This window comes from Halomonas sp. A020, assembly GCF_027943625.1.
GTDB classification, from domain to species: domain Bacteria; phylum Pseudomonadota; class Gammaproteobacteria; order Pseudomonadales; family Halomonadaceae; genus Vreelandella; species Vreelandella piezotolerans.
On the sequence record NZ_AP022850.1, the window covers coordinates 3431543 to 3456473 of the forward strand.

A 24931-nucleotide genomic window follows, 5' to 3' on the forward strand; every position below is an offset into this window, starting at 1 on the left:
GCTCACGTCATCAAGGAAGAGCACAACAAAACGAGGTCAACATGCGTAATAACAAGTTCAAACTCACTACCCTCGCCGCTAGCCTAATGCTCGCATCGGGAAGTCTCATGGCAGATGACCACGACGCGCGGGCCATAGCGGAGCGCCTGGTAGACGAGCACTTCCAAGATTCGACGCTCAGCCGCGAGGAGCAGATCGAAGAACTACTCTGGTTTGCCAAAGCGGCCGAGCCGTTCCGGGGCATGGATATTCAGACCGTAGCGGAAGGCCTGACCACGCACGTGTATGAAAGCGAAGTGCTCGCTCCCGCGTTTAGCGAGCTGACCGGCATCAACCTGACCCATAACATCATCGGCGAAGGTGACGTGGTCGACACCATGCAGAACCAGATGCAGTCGGGCAACAGCATCTACGACGGCTTCGTCAACGACACCGACTCCATCGGCACGCATATTCGCTACGGCACCACCATCAACCTTAGCGAAGCCATGGAGAACGAGTGGGCAGACTATACCCTGCCGACGCTGGACCTGGACGACTTCATCGGTTTGCAGTATGGCACCGGCCCCGATGGCAGCCTCTATCAGCTCCCTACCCAGCAGTTCGCCAACCTGTACTGGTTCCGTTATGACTGGTTCCAGCGTGAAGACTTGCAAGAGCAGTTCCGTGACATTTACGGCTACGATTTAGGCGTGCCCACCAACTGGACCGCTTATGAAGATATCGCCGAATTCTTTACCGAGCATGTCGGTGAGATCGACGGTACTAAGGTCTACGGGCACATGGACTACGGCCGCCGCGACCCCTCTTTGGGTTGGCGCTTCCACGACTCCTGGCTCTCCATGGCAGGCATGGGTAGCCCCGGCGTACCGTCCGGCAATCCGGTGGATGACTGGGGTATTCGTGTGAATGAAGAGAGCCAGCCGGTCGGCGCAAGCGTAAGCCGGGGTGGTGCGACCAACTCACCTGCTTCCGTCTTCGCCATGCAGAAAGCCGTGGATTGGCTGCGTGATTTCGCACCGCCCGAAGCCCAGGGCATGACCTTTGGTGAAGCTGGCCCCGTGCCCGCCCAGGGCCATATCGCTCAGCAGATCTTCTGGTACACCGCCTTCACCGCCGACATGACCGACCCGTCTGTTGCCGTCACCGACGACGAAGGCAACCCGCTGTGGCGCATGGCACCCTCTCCCACTGGCCCCTATTGGGAAGAGGGCATGAAGGTGGGTTATCAGGACGTAGGTGCCTGGACCTTCTTCGATTCTACGCCTGAAGATCGCCGCACGGCCGCTTGGCTGTTTGCCCAGTTCACCGTGGCGAAAACCACCTCGCTGGAAAAACTGATGGCGGGCCTAACGCCAATTCGCGAGTCGGACATCTTCTCCGAGCAGATGACCGAAATGGCACCCCGACTGGGCGGCCTGGTGGAGTTCTACCGCAGCCCCAACGAGTCTAACTGGACCCCTACCGGCACCAACGTACCGGACTACCCACGCATGGCACCGCTGTGGTGGCAGAACCTGGCACCGGTGATGAGTGGTGAAGTCACGCCCCAAGAAGGCCTCGACAAGCTCGCCGCCGACATGGACAACACCATGAACCGCTTGGCACGGGCCAACGTCTTCGACAGCTATGCCCCGGTGCTGAACGAAGAACGCGACCCGCAGTACTGGCTTGACCAGGAAGGCGCACCCAAAGCAAAGCTGGATAACGAGATGCCGCAAGGCACCACCGTTCCTTACGATGAAATGATGGAAGCATGGATGGCGGCCGGCACCCGCTAAGACCTATAGGGCGGGCGCCAGCCCGCCCCTTTTCCGTGGTGTCATCAGCGGCGGGCATTGTTGCCCTCTCCACTCGTTGAGACCGCAACCGACACGGGGCTTTTTCTTAATTAATTGGAACCGCTATGAAACTGCGTAACCGTAATGTCGAGAAATTGCACACTGATGACTTTGACGCACTGATTATCGGTGGCGGCATCAATGGTGCAGCAACCGCCGCTGCTCTTGCGGGCAAAGGTGCTAAAGTAGCCCTAATCGACCGTGGCGACTTTGCTGGCAGTACCAGCATGCACTCCTCGAACCTGGTTTGGGGCGGCATCAAATACATGGAAAGCAAAGACTTTGCGCTGGTACGTAAGCTCTGCAAAAGCCGCAACCACTTAATCAAAAGCTACCCGTCTACCGTTCAAGAAATTCGTTTCCTCACCACGATTACACAAGGTTTCCGCCACTCTCCGCGCTATTTGTGGGCGGGCACTTGGCTTTACTGGCTCATGGGCAACGGCTTTACCAAGCTACCGCGCCTACTCTCGCCCAAAAAGATCAAGCAAGAAGAGCCGATTATCGACATTGAAGGTGCCGTTGGCGGGTTCGAGTACTCGGATGCTTACCTGCATGATAACGACGCTCGCTTCGTGTTCAACTTCGTGCGCCATGCGCTCAATTACGGTGCCGTCGCTGCCAACTATGTCGAATCGCTGGGCGCTGAGCGTGAAGGCGACGTGTGGGTGACCAAAGCCCGCAACGTAATGGATGGCAGCACTTTCAATATTCGTTCCAAAGTATTGATCAACGCCGCTGGCCCCTGGGTCGACCAGCACAATGCCCTGACGGGGCAAAAAACGTCCCACCAGCACCTCTACTCGAAAGGCATTCACTTGATTGTGCCGCAGTTAACCGACACCAAGCGGGTGCTGGCGTTCTTTGCCGATGATGGACGCTTATTTTTCGTCATTCCGATGGGCAACCGCACCTGTGTCGGCACCACCGACACCCATATGGAGCACCCCGAGGTCGACGTCACCGCCGACGATATCGCGTTCGTTTTGGAGAACATCAACAAGCGCCTGACGCTCGACAAACCGCTCACCCAAGCCGACATCATATCGACGCGCTGCGGGGTACGCCCTCTCGCCATCAAGGCCGACCAGGGCAGCGACCGCGACTTCCTGCAGCTATCGCGCAAGCATGTCATCGATACCAATGCAGAGAGTGCCCATATCAGTATCTTTGGCGGCAAGCTCACTGATTGCCTCAACGTGGGCGATGAAATTGCCGAAGAGGTAAAAGCGCTTGGCGTGGCGCTCAGCGATCCTAACTTTCACTGGTATGGCGAGCCGCCCGAGCCGGTGAAGCAGCAGTTTATGGATCAAGCCAAGCGCATGAACCTGGATGCCATGACGGCGGCTACCTCTTCAGAGCCGCTCTCCTCAAGACTATGGCGACGTTATGCAGAACAAGCGATTCCCATGCTTGAGAAAATTCGCCAAGACCCTTCTGAAGCCGATATTTTGATCGAAGGCACCGAGTACATCCGCTGCGAACTCGAGCACGCGCGTGACCATGAGATGATCACGCAGTTGGAAGACTTCTTACGCCGCCGCGCCAAGGTGTCGCTGGTCGTTCACCATGAGCAGCTGCGCCAGTCGCCAGGCCTCAAAGAGGCCTGTCGGGTCCTCTTTGGCGAAGAAGCAGAAGAACGGTTTACCACCTACTTCAAAGAGAATCGTGATACATCTCGGCCGCCGGTTGAAACGCTCTCTTAAACAGAAGCGATCATCCTAAACCGTCACTCTTGCTCACATAAAAATCCCCCTGCTAACGCAATAGCAGGGGGTATTAATATCGTGAGTCAGTGTGTTAAGGCATCACTCTTCGTGTTCGACGAGAAGTTGAGAATCGCCCGCTAATACCTCATCCCATGCTTCTTCCAGCGTACAGCCCGAACGACTATCAATGGTGTCGATGACTTCGACGGCATGTTGGAGCGACTCACGATTGCTCTTCAGCGCCAATACTAGCTTGGCTAAATCTTGCTTGCTGAAAGAGCTAGCGATACGGTCGGCTTGTTGGCTCAATTCGATGCAGTTCATGGTTAGTCCCTCATGGTATGGTCAGCCGCTGCTCGTTATTGTTTGATACTTCGTAATGAATAATCGAGCAGCCATCTTAATTAACGACGAATGGTGACATTGCTACTCATGCTGGGCCGGGTAAGTGCCCAGTTCGGTAACTGCGAAACGGTCACAAGCGTTACAAGACCTTCGCCTTAAGCGCCCTGGTAATACGGCAGCGCCTCGGTATGTAGCAAGGATGAGTGCGACGTATCGGGATAACAAAACACCGCCCTGATCCATGACTTCACTATGGTTCACGGCTGCCATGCTCACAATGCATCATTGGCAGCAGGCTGGGTTGTAGTTTGACTACATAACACCCATAGAAGCGCTATCGATGACGTAGACTTTCAAGAAGAGAGTTAAACGACTGTTTTAAAAGGGTAAGAAAAAATCAATGGAGAAGAACTAACGCGCCTTTAAAAGATGAAAAACGCCTGCTCATTAAAAACGGATGCAGTTTACTCCTAAATAACGATTTCTCTATACGACCAAGGACGATGGCTTCGTTAAAAAACCGCCATAAAAAAACGCCGCTGTTTGACAACGGCATCTTTTATGGCGCTTCGCGGCGACGTTCTTTACGTAGAGCGCACCCGGGATACCGCATCCAACCAGCCCTGGTAGAGCTTCTCACGGATCGCCTCTTCCATGGAGGGCGTAAAGCTGCGCTCGCAACGCCAGAGCTGCTCGATCTCCTCTAACGTGTCGTACCAGCCAAGACGTAACCCTGCCAAGTAAGCCGCCCCCAGGGCCGTCGTTTCCAAAATGGTCGGACGGTCAACTTGGACATTGAGCATATCGGCCAAAAACTGCATGACCCAGCTGTTTTTCACCATACCGCCATCCACACGGAGGTTACCCGGTGACGCTTCCATATCATCGTTCATGCAGTGCTGCAGGTCGCGGGTTTGGTAACACACCGCCTGAAGCCCCGCCGCGACGATTTCGGCGATGCCAGTGTCACGCGTCAGGCCAAAAATAGCGCCACGGGCCTTAGGGTCCCAGTGCGGGGCGCCCAGGCCGGTAAACGCAGGCACCAAGTAAACGCTGTGCCCTCTGCGGGTTTTCTGGGCCAGTGCTTCGGTTTCCGAGGCATCCGCAAACAGATTCAGACCATCTCGCAGCCACTGCACCGTGGCGCCTGCTACGAAAATACTCCCCTCCATGGCGTAAGTAGGTTTGCCGTTGATACGGTAGCCAATGGTGGTCAGCAGGCGATTACGCGATACCGAGGCCGTTTCCCCGGTATTCACGATCATGAAACAGCCGGTGCCGTAGGTGCTTTTACCCATACCAGGTTTGAAACACGCCTGCCCCACCAGCGCCGCCTGCTGATCACCCGCGACACCTGCAATCGGCAGCGGCGCGCCCAGCCAGTGGGCCTCGACCGTGCCAAAATCATCGCTGGAATCGTTCACCTCGGGGAGCATATTGGCGGGTACATCAAATAGCGCCAGCAGTTCTTCGTCCCAGGTTTGGTCATGAATGTTGAACAGCGCCGTGCGCGAGGCATTGGTGGCATCGGTCACGTGACGTTTACCATCGGTCAAACGCCACATCAAAAAGCTATCGACGGTGCCGAACGCCAGCTCGCCCCGGGCAGCACGCTCGCGGGCGCCCTCGACGCAATCGAGAATCCAGGCCAGTTTGGTGGCAGAAAAGTAAGGGTCGATCAATAGGCCAGTTTTCGACTGTACTAACTCAGTATGCCCCTCGTCGCGTAGCGCCTGACAGCGCTCGGAGGTGCGACGATCTTGCCAAACGATGGCGTTGTACAGCGGCTTGCCTGTGTCGCGATCCCACACCACCGTGGTCTCACGCTGGTTGGTAATGCCGACCCCATCCACTTGCTCGGGGGTTATCTGGGCTTTGCTGAGCACTTCCCGGCAGGTCGCGATCACCGATTCCCAGATATCTTCCGGGTCGTGTTCGATCCACCCATCTTGTGGGAAGTGTTGAGGAAACTCTTGTTGGGCAACTGCCGCAATTTGGCCTTGGCGGTCAAAAAGAATGGCGCGGGAGCTGGTCGTGCCTTGATCGATGGCGAGAATAAAGGAGGACATAGCGCATTCACTTTGTTGTAGGTTCTTTCGATTTTGTCTGTTTTGTTTCGTTTTATTATCATCAGAGGCTACTCTAGGCGCCTGGAATGCTCAAGTATGAAACTCTGCCACCTTAGCCAAAGCCTGAGCACTGTCGTGACAGGCGCTAAGCAATGTGCAGCGCCACATCGTGCTGGTTGAGCAGTCGCTGAATCGCCTCGGGGGGCTTACGATCGGTAAACAGCGCATCCAGTTGGGAAATGTTACCTTGGCGCACCACTGGGTTTCGGTGGAATTTCGAGTAGTCTGCGGCTAAATACACCCTTCGCGAATTGGCAATGATCGCCTGGGCAACGCGTACCTCTTGGTAGTCAAACTCCAGAAGCGAGCCATCTTCGTCGATGCCACTGATCCCGATGATTCCATAATCCACTTTGAACTGATTGATGAAGTCGATGGTGGCTTCGCCGATGATCCCGCCATCACGGGAGCGCACTTGACCGCCCGCGATGATCACCGTGAAGTCCTCTTTGTGTTGCAGAATCGCCGCCACATTGAGGTTGTTGGTAATGATCTCCAAACCTTGGTGCTCCAGTAGCGCTTGGGCGATCATTTCATTGCTGGTCCCGATATTGATGAACAGCGAGGCATGATGGGGTATATGCTGTGCCAAGCAGCGGGCAATGCGCTCTTTCTCTTCGAGGTGCAACGTTTTGCGGGTGCTGTAAGCCGTATTGACCGTACTTGACTCGACCCCGACACCACCATGTACGCGGCGCACGCGACCTTCGTTGGCCAGAGTGTTCAAGTCTCGACGAATGGTTTGTGGCGTGACCGCGAAGTGTTCGGTGAGCTGTTCGATACTCATGTAGCCGTGCTGGCGAACCAGTTCGACGATGGCATCCTGGCGATACTGTTGATTCATAAGCCCGGCCTGTTCGATATTTATTGGTCTATGTGCGTAATAGATTAGCAAAATTTTCGGAATCTAATAGCGCGAACCACGAACAGGCCGGAGCCCAGTGCTCCATTGATCTTCTACAGGGGCCATACCCACAATATGGCTGGGATGGCAGTGGCCATGACCACCAGCGAGAGTGGCAGTCCCAGTTTCCAGTAGTCGCCAAACCGGTAACCACCTGGCCCGAGAACCAAGGTATTCGATTGGTGCCCAATGGGCGTTAAAAACGCACAGGAGGCGCTGACGGCCACCACCATTAAAAACGGATCGAGCGAGGCGTCGAAGCCGTTGGCAAGACTGGACGCAATGGGCGCCATGAGCAGCGCCGCCGCGGCGTTGTTGACCACGTTGGAGAGCAGCATGGAGAGCAAAAATAGCCCCACCAAGGACACGACGATCGGCCACTCCACGCCAAACCGTAGCAGCGCCTCGGCGATGATATCTGCACCGCCGCTGGTCTCCAGCGCTTCACCCACCGGCAGCATGGCGGCCAGCAACACGATCACCGGCCCGTCGATGGCCTGGTAGCCATCACGCAAGGGCAGCACGCCGATCAATAGAGACACCAGTGCGGCGCTGCTCATGGCGACGGCAGCAGGCAGCAAATCGAGCAGCATGGCCACGATTGCCAGGGCGAAAATCCCCACTGAAACGGCCAATTTTCGCGGCTGTCCCAGGTGAAGCTCGCGGTTGGCCAGCGGCAAACAACCCAGCGTCGATAAACTATCGGCGATTTCGTTTTCGCTGCCCTGCAATAGCAGCACGTCGCCGGTTTGAAAACGAATGTCGCGCAGGCGCTGTTTCAAGCGGCCACCGTCACGGGCTACGGCCACGAGGTGCAGGCCAAACTGATGGTTGAGACGTAACTGGCGCACGCTGCGATTGATCATCATCGAATCGTTGCGCACGACGGCTTCGATGAGCTGCAACCCTTCGGTATCGACCGGCTGACGTTCATCGTCTTTGCCTTCATCATCGCCCTTTGACTGCCCCTCCTCAGGCTCTTCCGGCTCGGCAATCGCGCTCAAGCCCACTTTATCTTCCAGTAGTTTCAGCTCGTCGGGACCCGCTTCCAACAGCAGAATATCGCCCTCGCGAAGCACGCCATGAAACTGATAGCCTGCTCGACGGTTGTCTTCACGTACCACCGCCAAGACGGGAATGGTTTCCTCCAGTTCGTCGCGCAGCTGCTGCAGGGTAAGCCCGTTGGCTTTGGAATCCTCGGTCACTTTCAGCTCGACCAAGTAGTTGGCGGTATCGAACATATCGTCCGTAGCGGCTTGGCTATTGCGCTTGGGCGTCAATCGCCAGCCCACGATCACGATAAACATCAACCCCACCAGTGCCACCGCGACTCCCACGGGCGAGAAACTGAACATCCCAAAATTGTCGCCAGTGATATTGCCTCGGTAGGCGGAAATAATGATATTGGGTGGCGTGCCAATCAGCGTGGTCAGACCACCCAACAGAGAGCCAAATGCCAGCGGCATCAGCAGCAATGAGGGAGATGTATTGTGTTCACGGGCAAGGCGCATCGCCACCGGTAACAACAGCGCCAGTGCGCCGACGTTATTCATCACGCCAGAAAGCACCACCACGGTGCCCACCAACACGAGTAGCTGTAGCATCAAGCGCTCACCCACTTTGAGCACCTGATTGGCAATGACATCCACCACGCCAGAGCGCTCGAAACCACGGCTTAACACCAACACGGCCGCCACGGTAATCACCGCTGGATGGCCAAAACCGGAAAACGCTTCATCGGCAGGGACAAGGCCCAGCATCACCGAGCCTAGCAACGCCGCCAGGGCCACTAAATCGTAACGAAATCGCCCCCAGATGAAGGCTGCCAGCGTGAGTCCCAACACGATAAACACCAGCGTGCTGGGGGTCAGTCCTAAACTTTCCAGAGTCATCAGAGCGCCATCTCCCTATGTGATACCCACCGCTCTCCCGACGAGGAAAGTGCAGCGTACTGAGCGACACATTAGACGATGACTATACGAACGTACAAGCTCTGGCAAATCAATATCGCCACGAACTGCCAGTGGTAAGACGCGGGTTAGCGTTTCATACGTGCCATCAGCCGCTCCACGGCTCGAAGATGCTCCGGCTCGTTATGACACATGCCTTGAAAAACGGCACAGACATCCAGAAAGGCTCTCAGCTCCATATCCGGCGCCATTTTCATTAGCCGTTTAGTCAGACGTGTCGCCTTGGGCGGCTGAGCCGCAATGCGTTGGGCATGGGCCATCGCGGTTTCCATAAGCTGTTCGGGCTCGACCACCTCCAGCACTATGCCGTAAGCAAACGCCTCCTCGGCACTGATCACTCGGCCAGAGAGCGTCAGTTCGAAGGCACGCTGATAACCAATCTGCCGCTGCATGAACCATGCCCCGCCATCACCGGGAATGATCCCCAGATTGAGAAAGGTCTCCCCAAAGCTCGCCTTGCGAGAGGCAATACGCATATCCGCCATATTGGCCAAATCGAATCCGGCACCGATGGCCGCACCATTGACGGCGGCAATGATGGGCACTTCGACCTTATGGAGTGCCAGCGGCATCCGCTGAATGCCCGTGCGGTAGCGCTCGGCGACTTCCGCCACATCCCCCGCAAAATCGCCGCCGCGCTCGGCCATGTCTTTTACGTTTCCACCGGCACAAAACGCACTGCCCGCTCCGGTAATCAACAGCACCGATACCTCCTGGCAGCCATTCACCCAGGCGGCGGTGGCGACGATGTCGTCAACGAGTGCGGTGCCCGTTAAGGCATTACGCACGTCGTGGCGATTAAGGGTAAGTGTCGCCACACGATTATCTAGAGTGAGAGTGGTATCGGTTAATGCGGGTAATGGTTGGCTCATGGTTGGCGCTCCACAATGATTCGGGCATCGACGATGGCGTAGTTAGCGGCAGAATGGCCTTTTGGATAGGCAATCACCGGGTTCAAGTCTAGTTCGCAAATATCTGGGTAAGCCTCTACGAGCTGAGACACCTGCATCAGCAGCGACACTAGCGCTTCCTTATCGACCCCTGCAGCCCCCCGCACCCCTGCCAGCACTTTCTGCGCTTTAATTTGATCGACCATGGAGCGTGCGTCGCGCAGGGTCAGCGGCAGCGAGCGGAAGGCAACGTCCTCTAGCACCTCCACGAAAATGCCGCCTAAGCCAAACATCAGCACCGGGCCAAACATCGGATCGCGCAGCATGCCGATAATCATCTCGACGCCTTTCTCAGCCATGGGCGTGACCAGCACGCCCTCTATCTCGGCGTTCGGGTCGTAAGCCTGGGCGTTTGAGTGAATGGCCTGAAAGGCATCGCGCAGTGCGGCGTCACCCACTAAGTTGAGCTTGACCCCGCCCGCGTCGGATTTATGCAGAATGTCTTTTGAAACCACCTTCATCGCCAGCGGCGCTTTTGCGGTTTGCTCGGCGATCTTGGCCAGCTCTTCCTCCTGGCGTACCAGCCACTCGGTAGGTACGGTAATCCCGTGCTCCGCCAGCAGCGCCTTTGCTTCAAACTCCAATAAATCGCGCCCTTCCGCCTTGGCCGCTTTTAGCATGGTCTTGCCTGTTTCCGATGGCGCGGCGGGCGCTATCGTCTCTTGTGCCTGTTGGCGGGCCAGGTACTCTCCTCGCTCACCTAGGGCAGCAAGCACGCGCACCGCATGCTCAATCGAGGAATACACCGGCAAACCGGCTTCGTGTAGACGGCGCAACGCAGGCGGTTTGATCGGCGCATAAAGGCTGTAAATCACCAGGGGTTTCTCAGAGGCTTGAGCAAGCTCTACCATGCGCTCTGCGCCGCGCATTTCGTCGCCCATCAGTGATTCTGCAAAACGCAGGCTGTACCCGCCGAACATGCCCACCAGAAAGACGCTATCGACGCCTTCATCCGCCATCACCAGCTCGATGCAGCGTGCAAGCAGCGAAGGGTTAGCATCCGAGGAGCCTGCCACGTCCACCGGGTTAAGGGTAGATGCCTGAGGCAGTAACACCTCGCGCAGTGCAGAGCGAGTAGCGTCAGAAAGCTCGGCCAGTGTCAGTCCCGCTTCCGATAACCGGTCGGCGGCAATGGTGGCTTGGCCACCGCCGTCAGAAATCACCGCCACGCGCTTACCGGGGGCTTTTTGGAGCCGCCCCAATCCTTCCGCCACGGGCAGGATTTCATCGGAGTACTGCACCACGCTAACGCCTGCCTGGCGCAACAAATTGACGGTCATTTGGTAGCTACCGGCCAACGCACCGGTATGGGAGCTGGCGGCTTTTTGGCCCTGCTCGGTGGCACCGGATTTATACACCACCACCGGCTTCATGGCGGTCACGTCACGGGCCACTTTCAGAAACTGCTGCCCATCACGGAAGCCCTCCACGTAGAGCGTAGCCACGCGAGTGTGCTCGTCCTCCCCTAAATAGCGCAGGTAATCGTTAAAGCCGATATCGCTCTGGTTGCCAGGACCAGCGTAGGTGCTGAACCCCACTTGCCCGTTATGCTGGGCTTCCAGCGCAAGAGAGAGCAGCATATTGCCGGATTGGGAAATAATACCGATATCACCCGGCTTGACGTTATCCAGCGCCAGCAAGTTAATTTGGTGGTGCAGGTTAAACATGCCAGAAGTGTTTGGGCCGATGATACGCACGCCGTGGGCACGGGCGATCTCCATCATCTGTGCCTCCAGCGCTGCCCCCTCTTCGCCGGTTTCGCCAAACCCGCTGGCCAGAATGACCGCCCCTTTCACCCCCCGGCGGCCACACTCGGCAATCAGCGCAGGCACGGTGGCGGCAGGCGTACACAGCAGCGCAAGCTCGGGGCTGCCCGGCATCTTGGCAATAGAGGGCCACGCCTTCACACCTAGAATATGATCGGCTTTTGGGTTGATCGGGTAGATGTTTCCCCGGTAGCTGCCGTTGATCAGCCCGATCATGGCTTTATAGCCCCGCTTGGTCGGGTCCGCAGAGGCTCCAACGATGGCAATGCCGGTGGGGGCTAAGATGTCATGCAGCGGGCTGCGGATTGGAAGATGACCTTCGATAGTGTTCATGGCGAAACCTGTTTGACAAAGAAGTGCGCGACGGCTTGATTCAGAACTCGTTTTTAAGGGTTAAGCCCACACTCATTGGCCCTGAAAATTAGGCGCTCGCCGCTCGGCAAAGGCATCGACCCCCTCTTGCCAATCATCGGTCGTGGAACAGGTAAACACCGCGTCCAACTCCTGCTGTAGCTGGCTCTCCATGCTTGTATGGGTACTGCGATTGACCAGCGGCTTTAACATCGCCATGGACACAGGCGCCTGCTTGGCCAGCCGTTCGGCAAGCAGCTGGGCTTCGGCCATCAGTTGCGTTTGCGGATGGCTCGCCAGCGCTAGCCCCATCTCGGCGGCTTCAGGCCCATAAAGTTTGTCACCTAAGTAGAGCAGGCGGCGGGCCTGAGTGAGCCCCACCAGTTGGGGAAGCAGTTTGGAAACGCCGCCACCTACGCACGTCCCGATACTGGTTTCTGGAAAGCCTATCTGCGCGTCATCGGCCATGACGACAAAATCGCAGGCGACGGCCATTTCCGCGCCTGCCCCCAGCGCATAACCGTTCACTGCCGCCACCACCGGCTTACCGAGCTGGGTGATGGCCTCGCATACGTCGTTACCCAGCTGCAAATAGGCCCGGCGCTGAAACAGCGTGCGCTTAGCGCTGCCGTGGGCCTTCATATCGGCACCGACACAAAACGCGCGCCCTTCACCGGTCAGCACCACCGCCCGGACCTGAGGCGACTGCTGTGCTATTCGCAGCACATCCAGCAGCTCTTGGTAGAGCGCCTCAACAACGGCGTTGAGGCGCTGCGGGCGATTCAGTCGTACGGTCATTACGCGGGCATTTAAACTCACCAGCAGCGTTTCATAATTGGGCAGCGCAGTAGCGTCAGCAGGCATGGTGCTTTTTCTAACCTCCTCGGAACAGTCGTCAAAACTCAACGAAACGTTTGTTTCTTTATTTAAAATAAAAAGAAACGAATGTGTTTTTTGAACGATAAAGTAGTCGCTGGGACGGCGTCAATACATCTGTAGCAAAAACATTTATAATTGGTACAAATGTTTTATTTTCCATGAAAGAGGGTGCCATGCCAGACAACGCCACTCACGCCATCAGCCTGGACAGCATTCACCTGCAGCTAGCCGAGAGCTACGCAGCGCTTAGCCCACAGCTCAAGCGTGCCGCCAGCTATGTGCTGGAACACCCTGCAGAGATGGCGTTTCAGTCGATCCGCAAAACGGCTCAGGCAGCATCCGTCACTCCCTCCACTCTGGTCAGGTTAGCCAAGCGGCTTGGGTTCGAGAGCTACGAGCCATTTCGGGAAGTGTTTCAATCGGCAGTGCAAGCAGCGCCGGTGGAGCTATCCGGCCGCGCCAGCCAGTTGAAGCAGCAGCACCGAAAACCAGAAGCGGCGCTGTTTGCGGAGGTAGGCGACGCTGCCTTCGATAATATTGGCAGGCTGTTTACGGCGGATAACCAAACGCGCGTCAAAGAGGCCGCCGAGCGAATCTTGGCCGCACGGCGAGTCGCCGTGGTCGGGTTTCGAGACACCTTCGCCTGCGCGTACCACTTTGCCTACGTGGGGCGCATTGCGATGCCGGAAGTGACGCTCATTCGCGGCCAGGAGGGAGGCTTGCTCACCGAATTGGCTCCGTTCAGTGAGCAGGATGTGGTGGTGGCGTTTGGCTTTGAGCCCTACTGCGCCGAGACGATGAAGGCGCTGGAAATTACCCGCGCCAACGGCGTTCAAGCCATCGTGATTACCGATACGCTGCGATCGCCACTCGTGCCGGGTGCCTGCATGACGTTTACCGTCGCCAACGCCACGCCGCACTTTTTCCCGTCGATACTGGCGGCGATTACGCTCAGCGAAGCGATTCTAGCGGAGTGCGTGGCATTCGGCCCTGACCAGCTGGTCGACAACGTGACCCGTTTTGAGAGCCGAATGCGTCAGTTGGGTGCTTACGTCGATATCGAGTAAGTGTCGATAACGAGTAGGTATCACGGCAATAGAATCGTAGAGCCCGTCGTTTTACGGCTTTGCAGCGCATCCTGTGCCTTGCCAGCCTCTTGTAGCGGGTAGCGGTTAGCCACGTCGATGTGGATTTTTCCGCTTTCGATCATGCCGAAGAATTCGTCGCACATCATTTCTAGGCGCTCACGCGTGTCAGCGTAGCCGTTCAGGCTCGGGCGCGTGACGAAAAGCGCGCCCTTCTGGTTCAGAATACCGATGTTCACGCCATCGACGGGGCCAGAAGCGTTGCCAAAGCTCACCATCAACGAGCGGGGCTTCAAGCAGTCCAGCGACATTTCCCAGGTATCTTTACCGACGGAGTCATAAACCACGTCGCACATCTCACCCTGGGTGAGTTCGCGTACGCGCTCCACCACATTTTCCTTGGTGTAGTCGATGGTCGCCCAAGCGCCGTTGGCCATGGCAAGATCGGCTTTTTCTTGGGAGCTGACCGTGCCAATCAGCTTGACGCCGAGCGCTTTGGCCCACTGGCAAGCAATGGAGCCAACGCCACCAGCCGCCGCGTGGAACAAAATGGTCTCACCGCCCTTGAGTGCATAGGTTTGGCGCAGCAGGTACTGCACCGTTAGGCCTTTGAGCATGCTGGCAGCGGCAGTGTCGAAATCGATAAAGTCAGGCAATTTGACGACTTTAGCGGCAGGTAGCGTGTGCAATTCCGCATAAGCACCCAGCGGGCCTTGGGCATACGCCACACGGTCACCCACCTTGAGATGCGTCACACCTTCGCCGACGGCATCCACCGTGCCAGCGCCCTCCGTTCCCAGCCCAGACGGCATGGCAGGCGCGGGATACAGCCCCGTGCGGAAATAGATATCGATAAAGTTGAGCCCCACCGCTTTATTGGCGATACGCACTTCGCCGGCGGCGGGGGCAGCCGGTTCGACCTCCACCCACTCCAACACCTCGGCACCACCGGTCTTGGAAAACTGGATACGCTTAGACATTCATGAGACTCCTGTTATTGATTATTGGACATACCCTGGACGCTATCCAACCGCGTTGGGCACATTAAATCAAGTGATTAGCCCGCTAAACCGACACACGGCTGTCATGGCTGCGTGCTAGACTGTGCCAACAATGGTGATCACTCCGTTTATCAGCCACTACCCACGGACTGGACATGACGCATCCTGCTATTTCTGTTCCTACGCTTATTGCCCATCGAGGCTACTCAGCGGCAGCGCCTGAAAACACCCTAACCGCCGTCCGTGCGGCCCAACAAGCCGGTGCCACCTGGGTAGAGCTGGATGTGCAGCTATTGAAAGACGATACACCCGTCATCTGGCACGACAGCGATGTGAGCCGCTGCTCGGATGGTCGAGGAGAGCTTGCCAACCTCACGTGGCAGCAGGCCCAACAGCTCGATGTAGGCCGCTGGTTTGGTGATCGCTTTGCCGGAGAAAAAATGGCCAGCCTGGAGGCCATGCTCTCCCTGCTGAACGAGCTGGAGATGGGCGTTAACCTAGAGATCAAGGTCAATAAAGGCCGTGACCCCATCCGCCTGGTGGATGAGGTACTGCCCGTCGTTTTAGAGGCTCTACCTCCCGAGCGGGTGGTGATCTCGTCGTTTGACTCGACCGCCCTTGCCCATTGCCGACACCACGCCCCTAAAGAAGCACTGGCACTAGGCGCCCTGTTTGGTAGTGTGCCCAAGCACTGGCGTGAGCAGTGTGAGGCGGTACAGGCGTTTAGTATTCACCCCCACTGGCCAAGGCTCAAGCAGATGCAAGCCGCTGCCATGTGCCGCGATGGCTACCAGATACTCTGCTACACCGCTAACGACCCCAGCGCTTTTGCCAGCCGCTGGTCGTGGGGCGTGACCAGTGCCATTACCGATGAGCCCGCCGCCTTTAAGCGATATTTAGATAATCGCCAACGTGCGGGCCAGTCTGCTTAACCTGCCACTTAAGGGAAATGATGAACTATCTGGGTGCTCATGTGAGTGCAGCGGGCGGCGCGGATCAGGCCGTGCTGCGCGCGGTCGAGATCGGTGCAACGGCGTTTGCGCTGTTCACCAAGAATCAGCGTCAGTGGAAGGGGAAACCGCTGACGGACGAGGCCATTGCCGCCTTCAAGGAGGCCTGCCAAGACCACGGCTTTGGCCCAGAGCAAATTCTGCCCCACGACAGCTATCTGATTAATCTGGGCCATCCAGAGTCAGAGGGGCTTAGAAAATCCCGTGCCGCGTTTCTAGACGAGATGCAACGCTGCGAGCAGCTAGGGTTGACGCTGCTCAACTTTCACCCCGGCAGCCACTTGAACAAAATCAGCGATACCGAGTGTCTGTCGCGTATTGCCGACTCGATCAATGAAGCGCTGGCGGATACCCAGGACGTGACCGCGGTGATCGAAAATACCGCAGGTCAAGGCACCAACCTCGGCTGGCGCTTCGAGCACCTGGCCGAGATTATTGAGCAAGTCGATGATAAATCACGGGTAGGCGTATGCATCGATACCTGCCACGCCTTCGCTGCTGGGTACGATCTCCGCACCCGCGACGCGACACAGGCCACTCTGGATGAGCTTGGCAAGGTCGTGGGTTTCCAGTACTTGCGCGGCATGCACCTGAACGACGCCAAAAGCGCTTTTGCCAGCCGCGTCGACCGACATCACAGCCTAGGTAAGGGCAATATCGGACTGGACGCTTTTAGCGCTATCATGCAAGACCAGCGCATCCAAGGCATCCCGATGATTCTGGAGACCATCGAACCCGAGATCTGGGCCGAGGAACTCAACTGGCTGCGCGCTCAAATGCCCGACGCCGCGCCGGGCAAATAATGAATCACATCGTGAAAGCGTAACCGGCCCTCCGTGTTATTGCGCATGGCGTGGGGCCGGTCAGCAAAAAAACGCAGCCCCTCGCCAGCCCGCAGCGTTTGCCAGCGCTCATCAATGCGCAGCTCCATCTCCCCTTCCACTATCACGATGTGTTCCACCACGCCGCTGGCATGGGCCGATGATTCGCTGATCGCTCCAGGGGCAAGTTCGATCATGAACATCTCGAACCCCAGCAGAGGGTCGTAGGGAAACAGCAAGCGCGCCTGCATACCGGCGCTGTCATCACCCCAGACGGACTCTCGACCATCTCGGTGTAGCTCACCTAACGCGGGTTTGTCATTATCGAACAGTGTCGAGAAAGATACCCGAAAGCCGCTGGCAATCTTCCAGAGCGTCGAAACAGTAGGGCTAGACTCACCGCGCTCTATCTGACCCAACATGGCTTTACTCACCCCCGTTTCACCGGCCGCCCGGTCAAGGCTCCAGCCGCGCTCTTTGCGCAACTGACGCACTGTCCCCGCAATATGTGCAGCAATGGTGTGCGGTTCGATTGCCATTCCTCTCTCCTGTTTCAGGTCCTATTTCAAACCCTGTCTCAACTCCAGTTGTGCGCTATAGCGCACAGTGGTAACGTGGCGCTTGTACGTTATGACGCACATAGTGCCACCCCAGCTTGCACGAGGCCACCCATGGAAGCGCCCTCCACTACTCACGCCGAACCTGCGCCTAGCCTATGGCGCGATACTAGTCTATCAACCGTCATTGCGGGCTTCGTTGCCGTATTGATTGGTTACACCAGCTCGGCGGCGATCATCTTTCAAGCCGCAGCGGCCGCCGGCGCCAGCACGGCGCAAATTAGCTCGTGGCTTTGGGCGCTGGGCATTGGCATGGGTGTGACCTCACTGGGCCTGTCGCTGCGCTACCGAATGCCGCTGTTGACGGCCTGGTCGACGCCAGGCGCGGCGTTTCTCGCCACGAGCCTACCTGGCATTCCGATCGAAGAGGCTATCGGGGCGTTTCTTTTTTCAGCGTTACTGATCACGCTGTGTGGCGTGACGGGGCTTTTCGAGCGCTTGATGCGCCATATCCCCAGCGCCATTGCCGCCGCCATGCTGGCCGGTATTCTGCTGCGCTTTGGGCTAGAACTTTTTAACGCCATGGAACGCCAGTGGCTGCTACCGCTTGTGATGTTGACGGCTTGGGTGGTAGGCAGGCGTTTATGGCCAACGCTCGCGGTGCCGGGGGTGCTGCTCACCGGCGTCGTGGTAGCCCTGCTGCAAGGCCAAATCAGTGCCCAGGATATTCCGCTAACACCCACGCTCCCGGTCTTTACTGCCCCAGTGTTTAACCCAATGACGATGCTGAGTATCGGTATTCCGCTGTTCGTGATAACTATGGCGACTCAAAATTTACCGGGTGTTGCGGTTTTACGGGCAGCAGGCTACCAGCCCAATAGCTCGCCGCTGATGACATGGACAGGCGGCGCTACGCTGCTGCTCGCCCCGTTGGGCGGCTATGCGTTGAACATGGCCGCCATTAGCGCTGCGGTTTGCCTGGGGCCAGATGCGCACCCAAACCCTAAAAAACGCTATACCGCTGGCGTTGCCGCAGGTGTTTTCTATATGGCGATGGGTATATTTGGCGCCACGGTCACCGGCATCTTCAATGCATTACCGAGTATTCTTGTCCTAGCGCTGGCGGGTATTGCCCTGCTTGGCACGCTGAGCGCAGGGTTGGCAAGTGCGTTTGAAAAGAGCGAGCAGCGCGACGCAGCCATCGTGACCTTTTTGCTGACCGGTTCGGGCATTACGCTGCTGGGGATCGGGGGAGCCTTTTGGGGGTTGGTAGTCGGCTTGACGGTATTGAAAATAACCTCAGCGAAAGCAACATCGTAAAAGCTGTGCAGCAATAGATAAACGCCCCTGTCAGGTAACCTGACAGGGGCGTTTAAGAGGGGCGTTGGTATACAGACGCCGACCATTCACATTGTGGCCAGCCGCTCTTCATCCAACACGCCGGACATCCTCACCATGGCCAGAGCCTCATCCAAACTGTCCATCTCCTCGATCACCAGCAGCTCGTTCTCCAAGCTCACGGGCTGACCGGCTTTCTCTGACAGCAGCTTCTCCAAAGAGGCCATGTCCATCGCGTCGTTTAAATGATGAACATCTACCGATGCGCTACTCGCACTAGGGAGATAGATGGTGCCATTCGAAAAATCGACGGCGTAAGCAATTACTCCAGGCACAATGAAAAACAGCAAACCCACACCGTTGGCAATCGCCACGACTGGATCGACATCGCCGCTCATTTGCCCTTTACGCTCAGGGTAAAACATGGTTCCACAACCGCTCAATGCCACAATGGAGACGCCTATAACGGCCCCCGTTAACCAACGGCGAACTGCTTGCTGCATGGAGGTTCCCTCGAAAACTAAACGTCCCGATAGCCGACGCATGGCTGCTTGTTATGGTCAAATCAACGACTATCGACTCAAATGCCGCTCGATTCTAGCACACTTCCGCTACCGCGCACGCTCACCGAGCCGATTAGGATTTTGCCGCCTTACCCGCTTCGCCGTACAATGCGCGATTCAACGCTCGATTAAGCGCTACGTTCGATACAACATTCAGCGTCACCGCTGTTAACCAAGGAATGCTCACACCCATGCGCGCCAGCCAATTATTGATTGCGACATTAAAAGAAACCCCGGCCGATGCTGAAGTCATCAGCCACCAGTTAATGCTGCGCGCCGGGATGATCCGCCGTCTCACCTCGGGCCTGTACACTTGGCTGCCCCTGGGGCTACGCACTCTGCGCAAAGTGGAAGCTATCGTGCGTGAAGAGATGAACCGGGCCGGTGCCCAAGAAGTATTGATGCCTGCCGTTCAGCCCGCCGATCTATGGCAGGAGTCTGGCCGCTGGGAGCAGTACGGCCCGGAATTGCTGCGTTTGAAAGATCGCCACGAGCGCGATTACTGCGTAGGCCCCACTCATGAAGAAGTCATCACCGATCTCGTGCGCAAAGAGATCGCCAGCTACAAGCAGCTGCCGGTGAACTTCTACCAAATTCAAACCAAATTCCGTGATGAGATTCGTCCGCGTTTCGGCGTGATGCGCTCGCGTGAATTCATCATGAAGGATGCCTACTCCTTCCACCTGGACGAGGAATCTCTCAAAGAGACCTACCAGGGTATGTACGACGCCTATACGCGCATTTTTACTCGCCTTGGTCTCGACTTCCGCCCGGTGATTGCCGATAACGGCTCCATTGGCGGCACAGGCTCTCACGAATTTCATGTGCTGGCCGATTCCGGCGAAGACGATATCGTCTTCTCGGATGCCTCCGATTACGCTGCCAACATTGAAAAAGCCGAAGCGCTGCCCGCACCACTCGGCAGCAACGTCGAGCGCGCCGCTCCCAGCGAGGAGATGCGCTTGGTCGATACCCCCAATGCCAAAACCATTGCCACGCTGGTGGAGCAGTTCAAGCTGCCTATTGAAAAGACCATTAAAACCTTGATGGTACATGCAGCAGAAGGCGGCCTGATTGCCCTGCTGGTGCGCGGTGATCACGAACTCAACGAAGTCAAAGCCGAGAACCTGCCCCAGGTAAAAGCCCCGCTGACCATGGCCAACGAGGAAGAAATCCGTGCGGCAGTGGGTGCAGGTCCCGGCTCGCTAGGCCCGGTCGGCCTGGAAATGCCGATCATCATCGACCGAAGCGTGGCCCTGATGAGCGATTTCGGCGCAGGTGCCAATATCGACGGAAAACACTACTTCGGCATCAACTGGGAACGCGATGCAGCTCTGCCACAGGTCGCCGACCTTCGTAATGTGGTAGAAGGCGACCCGTCACCTGACGGCCAAGGCACGCTCTCGATCAAGCGTGGCATCGAAGTCGGCCACGTGTTCCAGCTTGGCAAGAAGTACTCTGAAGCGATGAATGCCAGCGTGCTGGGCGACAATGGCAAAACCAGCCATCCATGGATGGGTTGCTATGGCATTGGCGTAACGCGCGTGGTCGCGGCGGCGATCGAACAGAACCACGACGATGCCGGCATTATTTGGCCCAATGCCATTGCCCCCTTCCACGTCGCGCTGGTGCCCATGAATGCACATAAATCACAGCGTGTGCGCGAAGAGTCCGAGCGCCTCTACCAAACGCTGACCGCAGCAGGTTTGGACGTCCTGCTAGATGACCGGGATACGCGTCCTGGTGTGAAGTTTGCCGATTTAGAGCTCATGGGTGTGCCACACCGCGTAGTGATCGGCGACCGCGGCCTGGACAACGGCGAGTTGGAGTACAAAGGACGTCGCGACAGCGAGGCCACCATGATCCCTGCCGACAACATCGTGGACTTCCTGCGTGAACAAGCGGGCCTTATTAGCGCTAAGTAATCAGCACGTATGTCACTGAGCTCTTTTCGGGGGCGTTGGCGGCAGCGACATGTGATAAGGACGATGGCGGTCATCCTAATGATGACCGCCATCGCTTCGCCCAGCGTGGCGGAGCCACCACTGCGAGCTACGCTGGAAGCCGCCGATCTACGAACGCCCTATGGTCAGTGGCAGTTACAGCAGTGGCGCAGCCGCAAGGATGCGCCGCTTGCCAGATTTGTCGCCTCGCCTGAGCGGCGCCACGCTCTACTGACGCGCCTCTACCAAGAAGCTCGGCTCGCCGGGCTACCGCCCGATCTCGTATTGGCACTCATCCAGGTAGAAAGCGCCTTTAACGCCGAGGCAGTGTCTTCTGCGGGTGCCGTCGGCTTGATGCAAATCATGCCATTTTGGGTAGAAGAGCTTGGCCTACCCATGGACGATCTCACCGATCCCAACCGCAATCTGCGCTATGGCTGCACGATTCTCGCCCACTATCTAGCCATCGAACGGGGCGACTTTACCCGCGCACTCGCTCGCTACAATGGCAGTCTAGGTAAAACGTGGTACCCGGAACGGGTGTTCGATGCGTGGCAAAACCACTGGCGCTAGGCATCCTCAAGCCGAGCTTGCAGGTGCCGATATAGAGTCGGATGCTGATGCTTTTTACTTTCTGTGAGTAGATCGTTAGTGCATCAACATGACTTTGCCACATAATCATTACATGATTGGCCATCTCGTACTTACTTAGGTAACTCCCCATGCTTACATTGCGTCAAGGTGTGCGTTTTACCCTCACTCTATGGACGCTTGGTTGCTTGACGACCATGACGAGCTTTGCTGCACAGGCCGCGAATGTAAGCGTCACCGACACCGATGGCATCCCCTTGGAAAATGCCGTAGTGGAGGTCTATTACCAGCCTGCCGCGCCTAGCGACATTCAGACGAAAAATATCGTTCAGCGTAATGCCTCCTTTAACCCCCGAGTCACAACGATCCCTACCGGCAGCTATGTGGCGTTTCCGAACGAAGATACCACGCGGCACCACGTTTTCTCTTTTTCACCTGCGAAAACCTTCGAGCTCGAGTTGTTTCTCAGCGAAACACCGCCGCCCGTTCACTTTGACCAAGCCGGCGTTGTGGTGCTGGGTTGCAACATTCACGACCAAATGCAGGCGTTCATCGTGGTCAGCGATGCGCCTTATGCAGCACTGACTGACAGCGAAGGCCGTCTTTCCCTCCCAGCGCTTCCCGACGGCGCCCACCGAATGCGCGTATGGCATAGCCGCATGGACGATAGTCAGAACGTATGGTGGGAAGGTGAGATCAGCGATGCTGACACTTTGACCGTGGCGTTGGAGCTCAACGCAGTGCCTCCCCCCGCCCCTACACTCTCGCCGCTGCAACAGCGTTTTCAAAACGCTACGCATAGTCACTGAACGAGGGAACCATGCGCTTTCGCACGCGATTAACGCTCGTTCTGTTGACGGTCGTGATCATTTCACAGCTGGCAACGGGGATCGCGTTTTTGCGCGCGACCCAAAACGATGCGTTAACCAAAGGCAATCAGCGCTTGGAGGTCGGTGCCAGGGTGTTTGAGCAGTTGCTGAACATTCGCGGCGAGCAGTTACTAGGTAACGTGGCCATTCTCGCCGAGGATTTTGGCTTTAAAAGCGCCGTTGCCACCCAGGATACGGCCACGCTCTACTCGGTGTTGGCCAATCATGGCGATCGTGCCAAGGCCGACTTGGTGATGCTGAGCGATTTGAACGGTAACGTTCTAGCCAGCAGCCACCATGCCCAAAACAGCCCCATGCCGTTTCCAGACCTGTTTCAACGTGCCCAGCAAACCGGCAGCGGAGTCGGTGTGGTGATCAATGATGGCGAACCTTACGAGTTCGTGCTCCTACCGGTACGCGCGCCCAATCTGATTGGCTGGGTCGGCATGGGGTTTTTGATCGACGAGAACGTGACTTCAGAGCTCAATGCACTCACCGGCTTGGAAGTCAGCATCGTCACTTACGACGCCAGTGGCGATATCAGTTACCTCGCCAGCTCCCATAGCGATCAGTTGGCCGTCAGCTTGATGAGCGATAGCGGAAAACAACTGATAGAGGGTGCTTACACGCCCAGTCATCAACTGTCGCAGGAGAATGGCTACTTCTCTTATGAGACGACCTTGATGGCAGACCCAAACTTCCAAACATTCGCGCTCATTCAGCTCTCCCGCGACGAGCTACTGGGGGCTTACAGTCGCTTGCAGTGGCAGCTACTGAGTATCGTTGCGCTAATGCTGCTTTTGACGCTGGTCGTGGCGCTCTGGAGCGCACGAAGCATCAGCAAGCCGCTAATTGGGCTAGCCCAAGCGGCTAAACGTATTGGTCAGGGTGAGCATATCGACACTATCGCAAGCGGCAGCTCGGTGACCGAGACCAATCAATTAGCCAAAACGCTACTCTCCATGCAGGGGGACATTGCCGAGCGTGAAGCCACGCTGCTGCATCAGTCGCGTCACGATCTACTCACTAATCTGCCCAACAGAGTCAGCGCTTTTGAAGACATCCAACGCTACATTCGGTTGAAGACACCTTTTACACTGCTGCGTTTATCCATCAATGACTTTCGCGACATCAACGATACCTTCGGCTACGAGCTCGGCGATCATCTTCTGGTGACCCTCGCTGAACGTTTGCACCGCTTGCCCGCCCCCGTCGAAAAGGCGTATCGCCTGGATGGCGACGAGCTGATGCTGATGATCGACGCGCCCGAGCTTGACCAGCGCAAACGTGAAGAGATAATCGAAGAGATCAGCGAACCGATTAGCTTGGAAAAATCGCTGATCGTCCCATCGCTCTCTGTCGGTGAAGTCAGTTATCCCACCCATGGCGACGGCGCCCAACTGCTACTGCGTCGCTCGGACATTGCCCTCGATAAAGCGCGTCGCCACCGTCACTCCCACGAGCGCTACGTAGAGGGCCAAGACGAACAGCACCTGCGCCAGCTCATGTTGATTCGTGATCTTCAGGAAGCGGTAGACAACGGTGAACTATGGATGGCCTACCAGCCCAAAGTCGACACCACCACGGGCAACGTTTGCCAATTCGAGGCGCTGATGCGCTGGCGCCACCCCACGCTCGGTTTCGTTCCCCCGGACGAATTCATCGGTTTGGCCGAACGCTCCGGCAATATTGGCTTACTCACTGACTGGATGCTAGACCACGTATGTGAGCAGCTTAGCGACTGGAAACGTCAAGGTTGCCATCTCTCGGTGGCCATCAACCTCTCGGCAAGCGACGTGATCGATCCTGGCCTGTCAATGCATATCCACGAGCTGTTCGAGACTTACGGCCTGTCGCCTGACCAGCTTGCACTGGAAGTCACCGAAAGCGCCGTCATGCAAGATGTTGATGCTGCGACTGAAACGTTAATGGCGCTTAGCCAAATGGGGCTTACGATTGCCGTTGATGACTATGGCACCGGCTATTCATCTCTGGCGCAAATCAGACGGTTACCGGTCAATGAGCTCAAAATCGATAAATCGTTCGTTTTGAAGCTGGATACCCAGCAAGAAGATCTCACCATCGTCCGTTCGACCATCGAGATGGGCCACCATTTAGGGCTCAAGATCGTTGCGGAAGGGGTAGAGAACAGCGCCAGTGCCGAGATATTGAGCCACCTACGCTGCGACTATCTTCAGGGCTATTGGATTGCCAAACCCATGCCCGCGGAAGCCATCACCGACTGGCTAGACGAATTCAAGCCGTTGTCACTCTCGGCCGAAACGGCTCACTAATTAAAAAAGGGAACG

General features: G+C 56.9%; 20 protein-coding genes. 10 read left to right on the top strand and 10 right to left on the bottom strand.

What is annotated here, in order from left to right:
* Positions 1 to 41 precede the first annotated feature (41 nt).
* Together FRH_RS16175 and FRH_RS16180 are read left to right on the top strand one after the other, a co-directional pair.
* Entirely contained in the window at positions 42 to 1781 is a 1740-nt protein-coding gene (locus tag FRH_RS16175; protein WP_153843717.1) for an ABC transporter substrate-binding protein, read from the top strand.
* A gap of 125 nt (positions 1782 to 1906) precedes the next feature.
* Positions 1907 to 3547: an FAD-dependent oxidoreductase gene (locus tag FRH_RS16180; RefSeq protein ID WP_139527352.1), complete on the top strand. Its 1641-nt coding sequence runs from the start codon at positions 1907 to 1909 to the stop codon at positions 3545 to 3547.
* 102 nt (positions 3548 to 3649) lie between these two features.
* Here FRH_RS16180 and FRH_RS16185 read toward each other — a convergent pair whose 3' ends face one another.
* From FRH_RS16185 to FRH_RS16215, 7 genes are all read right to left on the bottom strand, one after another.
* Positions 3650 to 3874: a hypothetical protein gene (locus FRH_RS16185; protein WP_044628033.1), complete on the bottom strand. Its 225-nt coding sequence runs from the start codon at positions 3872 to 3874 to the stop codon at positions 3650 to 3652.
* A gap of 605 nt (positions 3875 to 4479) precedes the next feature.
* Positions 4480 to 5964, bottom strand: a complete 1485-nt coding sequence (glpK, locus tag FRH_RS16190; RefSeq protein ID WP_281997260.1) for a glycerol kinase GlpK — start codon at positions 5962 to 5964, stop codon at positions 4480 to 4482.
* Between the two features lie 145 nt (positions 5965 to 6109).
* Positions 6110 to 6868, bottom strand: a complete 759-nt coding sequence (locus FRH_RS16195) for a DeoR/GlpR family transcriptional regulator (protein WP_139527350.1) — start codon at positions 6866 to 6868, stop codon at positions 6110 to 6112.
* Between the two features lie 113 nt (positions 6869 to 6981).
* The gene (locus FRH_RS16200) at positions 6982 to 8820 is read right to left on the bottom strand and encodes an SLC13 family permease (protein WP_153843714.1); all 1839 of its coding nucleotides are present in this window, start codon (positions 8818 to 8820) and stop codon (positions 6982 to 6984) included.
* 146 nt (positions 8821 to 8966) lie between these two features.
* Positions 8967 to 9770 (bottom strand): enoyl-CoA hydratase-related protein, encoded by an 804-nt coding sequence (locus FRH_RS16205; RefSeq protein ID WP_239283520.1) that lies wholly within the window; start codon positions 9768 to 9770, stop codon positions 8967 to 8969.
* Complete coding sequence (locus FRH_RS16210; protein ID WP_239283531.1) at positions 9767 to 11947, bottom strand: acetate--CoA ligase; 2181 nt, start codon at positions 11945 to 11947, stop codon at positions 9767 to 9769. The genes FRH_RS16205 and FRH_RS16210 overlap by 4 nt, the downstream gene beginning before the upstream one ends.
* Positions 11948 to 12019: 72 nt before the next feature.
* On the bottom strand, positions 12020 to 12829 hold the full coding sequence (locus FRH_RS16215; RefSeq protein ID WP_239283533.1) for an enoyl-CoA hydratase-related protein: 810 nt from the start codon (positions 12827 to 12829) through the stop codon (positions 12020 to 12022).
* Between the two features lie 188 nt (positions 12830 to 13017).
* Between FRH_RS16215 and FRH_RS16220 the strand changes: the two genes are divergently transcribed.
* Positions 13018 to 13911, top strand: coding sequence for a MurR/RpiR family transcriptional regulator (locus FRH_RS16220; protein WP_239283551.1), 894 nt, complete (start codon positions 13018 to 13020; stop codon positions 13909 to 13911).
* Between the two features lie 20 nt (positions 13912 to 13931).
* On the opposite strand, the gene FRH_RS16225 is transcribed toward FRH_RS16220, so the two are convergent.
* Entirely contained in the window at positions 13932 to 14909 is a 978-nt protein-coding gene (locus FRH_RS16225) for an NADPH:quinone reductase (protein ID WP_139527344.1), read from the bottom strand.
* Between the two features lie 176 nt (positions 14910 to 15085).
* Here FRH_RS16225 and FRH_RS16230 point away from each other — a divergent pair, with 176 nt between their 5' ends.
* Together FRH_RS16230 and nfo are read left to right on the top strand one after the other, a co-directional pair.
* On the top strand, positions 15086 to 15862 hold the full coding sequence (locus FRH_RS16230; protein ID WP_239283553.1) for a glycerophosphodiester phosphodiesterase family protein: 777 nt from the start codon (positions 15086 to 15088) through the stop codon (positions 15860 to 15862).
* 20 nt (positions 15863 to 15882) lie between these two features.
* On the top strand, positions 15883 to 16743 hold the full coding sequence (nfo, locus tag FRH_RS16235) for a deoxyribonuclease IV (RefSeq protein ID WP_239284476.1): 861 nt from the start codon (positions 15883 to 15885) through the stop codon (positions 16741 to 16743).
* Here the strand turns inward: nfo and FRH_RS16240 are convergent.
* Positions 16713 to 17300: a helix-turn-helix domain-containing protein gene (locus FRH_RS16240; RefSeq protein ID WP_239283571.1), complete on the bottom strand. Its 588-nt coding sequence runs from the start codon at positions 17298 to 17300 to the stop codon at positions 16713 to 16715. The two genes, nfo and FRH_RS16240, sit on opposite strands and share 31 nt — an antisense overlap.
* A 132-nt stretch (positions 17301 to 17432) precedes the next feature.
* On the opposite strand from FRH_RS16240, the gene FRH_RS16245 reads away from it, so the two are divergent.
* Positions 17433 to 18638 (top strand): benzoate/H(+) symporter BenE family transporter, encoded by a 1206-nt coding sequence (locus FRH_RS16245; RefSeq protein ID WP_281997261.1) that lies wholly within the window; start codon positions 17433 to 17435, stop codon positions 18636 to 18638.
* An 86-nt stretch (positions 18639 to 18724) separates the two neighbouring features.
* Here FRH_RS16245 and FRH_RS16250 read toward each other — a convergent pair whose 3' ends face one another.
* Entirely contained in the window at positions 18725 to 19159 is a 435-nt protein-coding gene (locus FRH_RS16250; protein WP_239283583.1) for a hypothetical protein, read from the bottom strand.
* A gap of 251 nt (positions 19160 to 19410) precedes the next feature.
* Here FRH_RS16250 and FRH_RS16255 point away from each other — a divergent pair, with 251 nt between their 5' ends.
* The 4 genes from FRH_RS16255 to FRH_RS16270 all read left to right on the top strand — a co-directional run bounded on the left by FRH_RS16255 (position 19411) and on the right by FRH_RS16270 (position 24916).
* Complete coding sequence (locus FRH_RS16255; protein ID WP_239283596.1) at positions 19411 to 21144, top strand: proline--tRNA ligase; 1734 nt, start codon at positions 19411 to 19413, stop codon at positions 21142 to 21144.
* A gap of 78 nt (positions 21145 to 21222) precedes the next feature.
* Complete coding sequence (locus FRH_RS16260) at positions 21223 to 21735, top strand: transglycosylase SLT domain-containing protein (protein ID WP_239283607.1); 513 nt, start codon at positions 21223 to 21225, stop codon at positions 21733 to 21735.
* A 149-nt stretch (positions 21736 to 21884) separates the two neighbouring features.
* Positions 21885 to 22562, top strand: coding sequence for a Cupredoxin (locus FRH_RS16265; RefSeq protein WP_139527337.1), 678 nt, complete (start codon positions 21885 to 21887; stop codon positions 22560 to 22562).
* 11 nt (positions 22563 to 22573) lie between these two features.
* Positions 22574 to 24916, top strand: coding sequence for an EAL domain-containing protein (locus FRH_RS16270; protein ID WP_239283617.1), 2343 nt, complete (start codon positions 22574 to 22576; stop codon positions 24914 to 24916).
* Positions 24917 to 24931 lie beyond the last annotated feature (15 nt).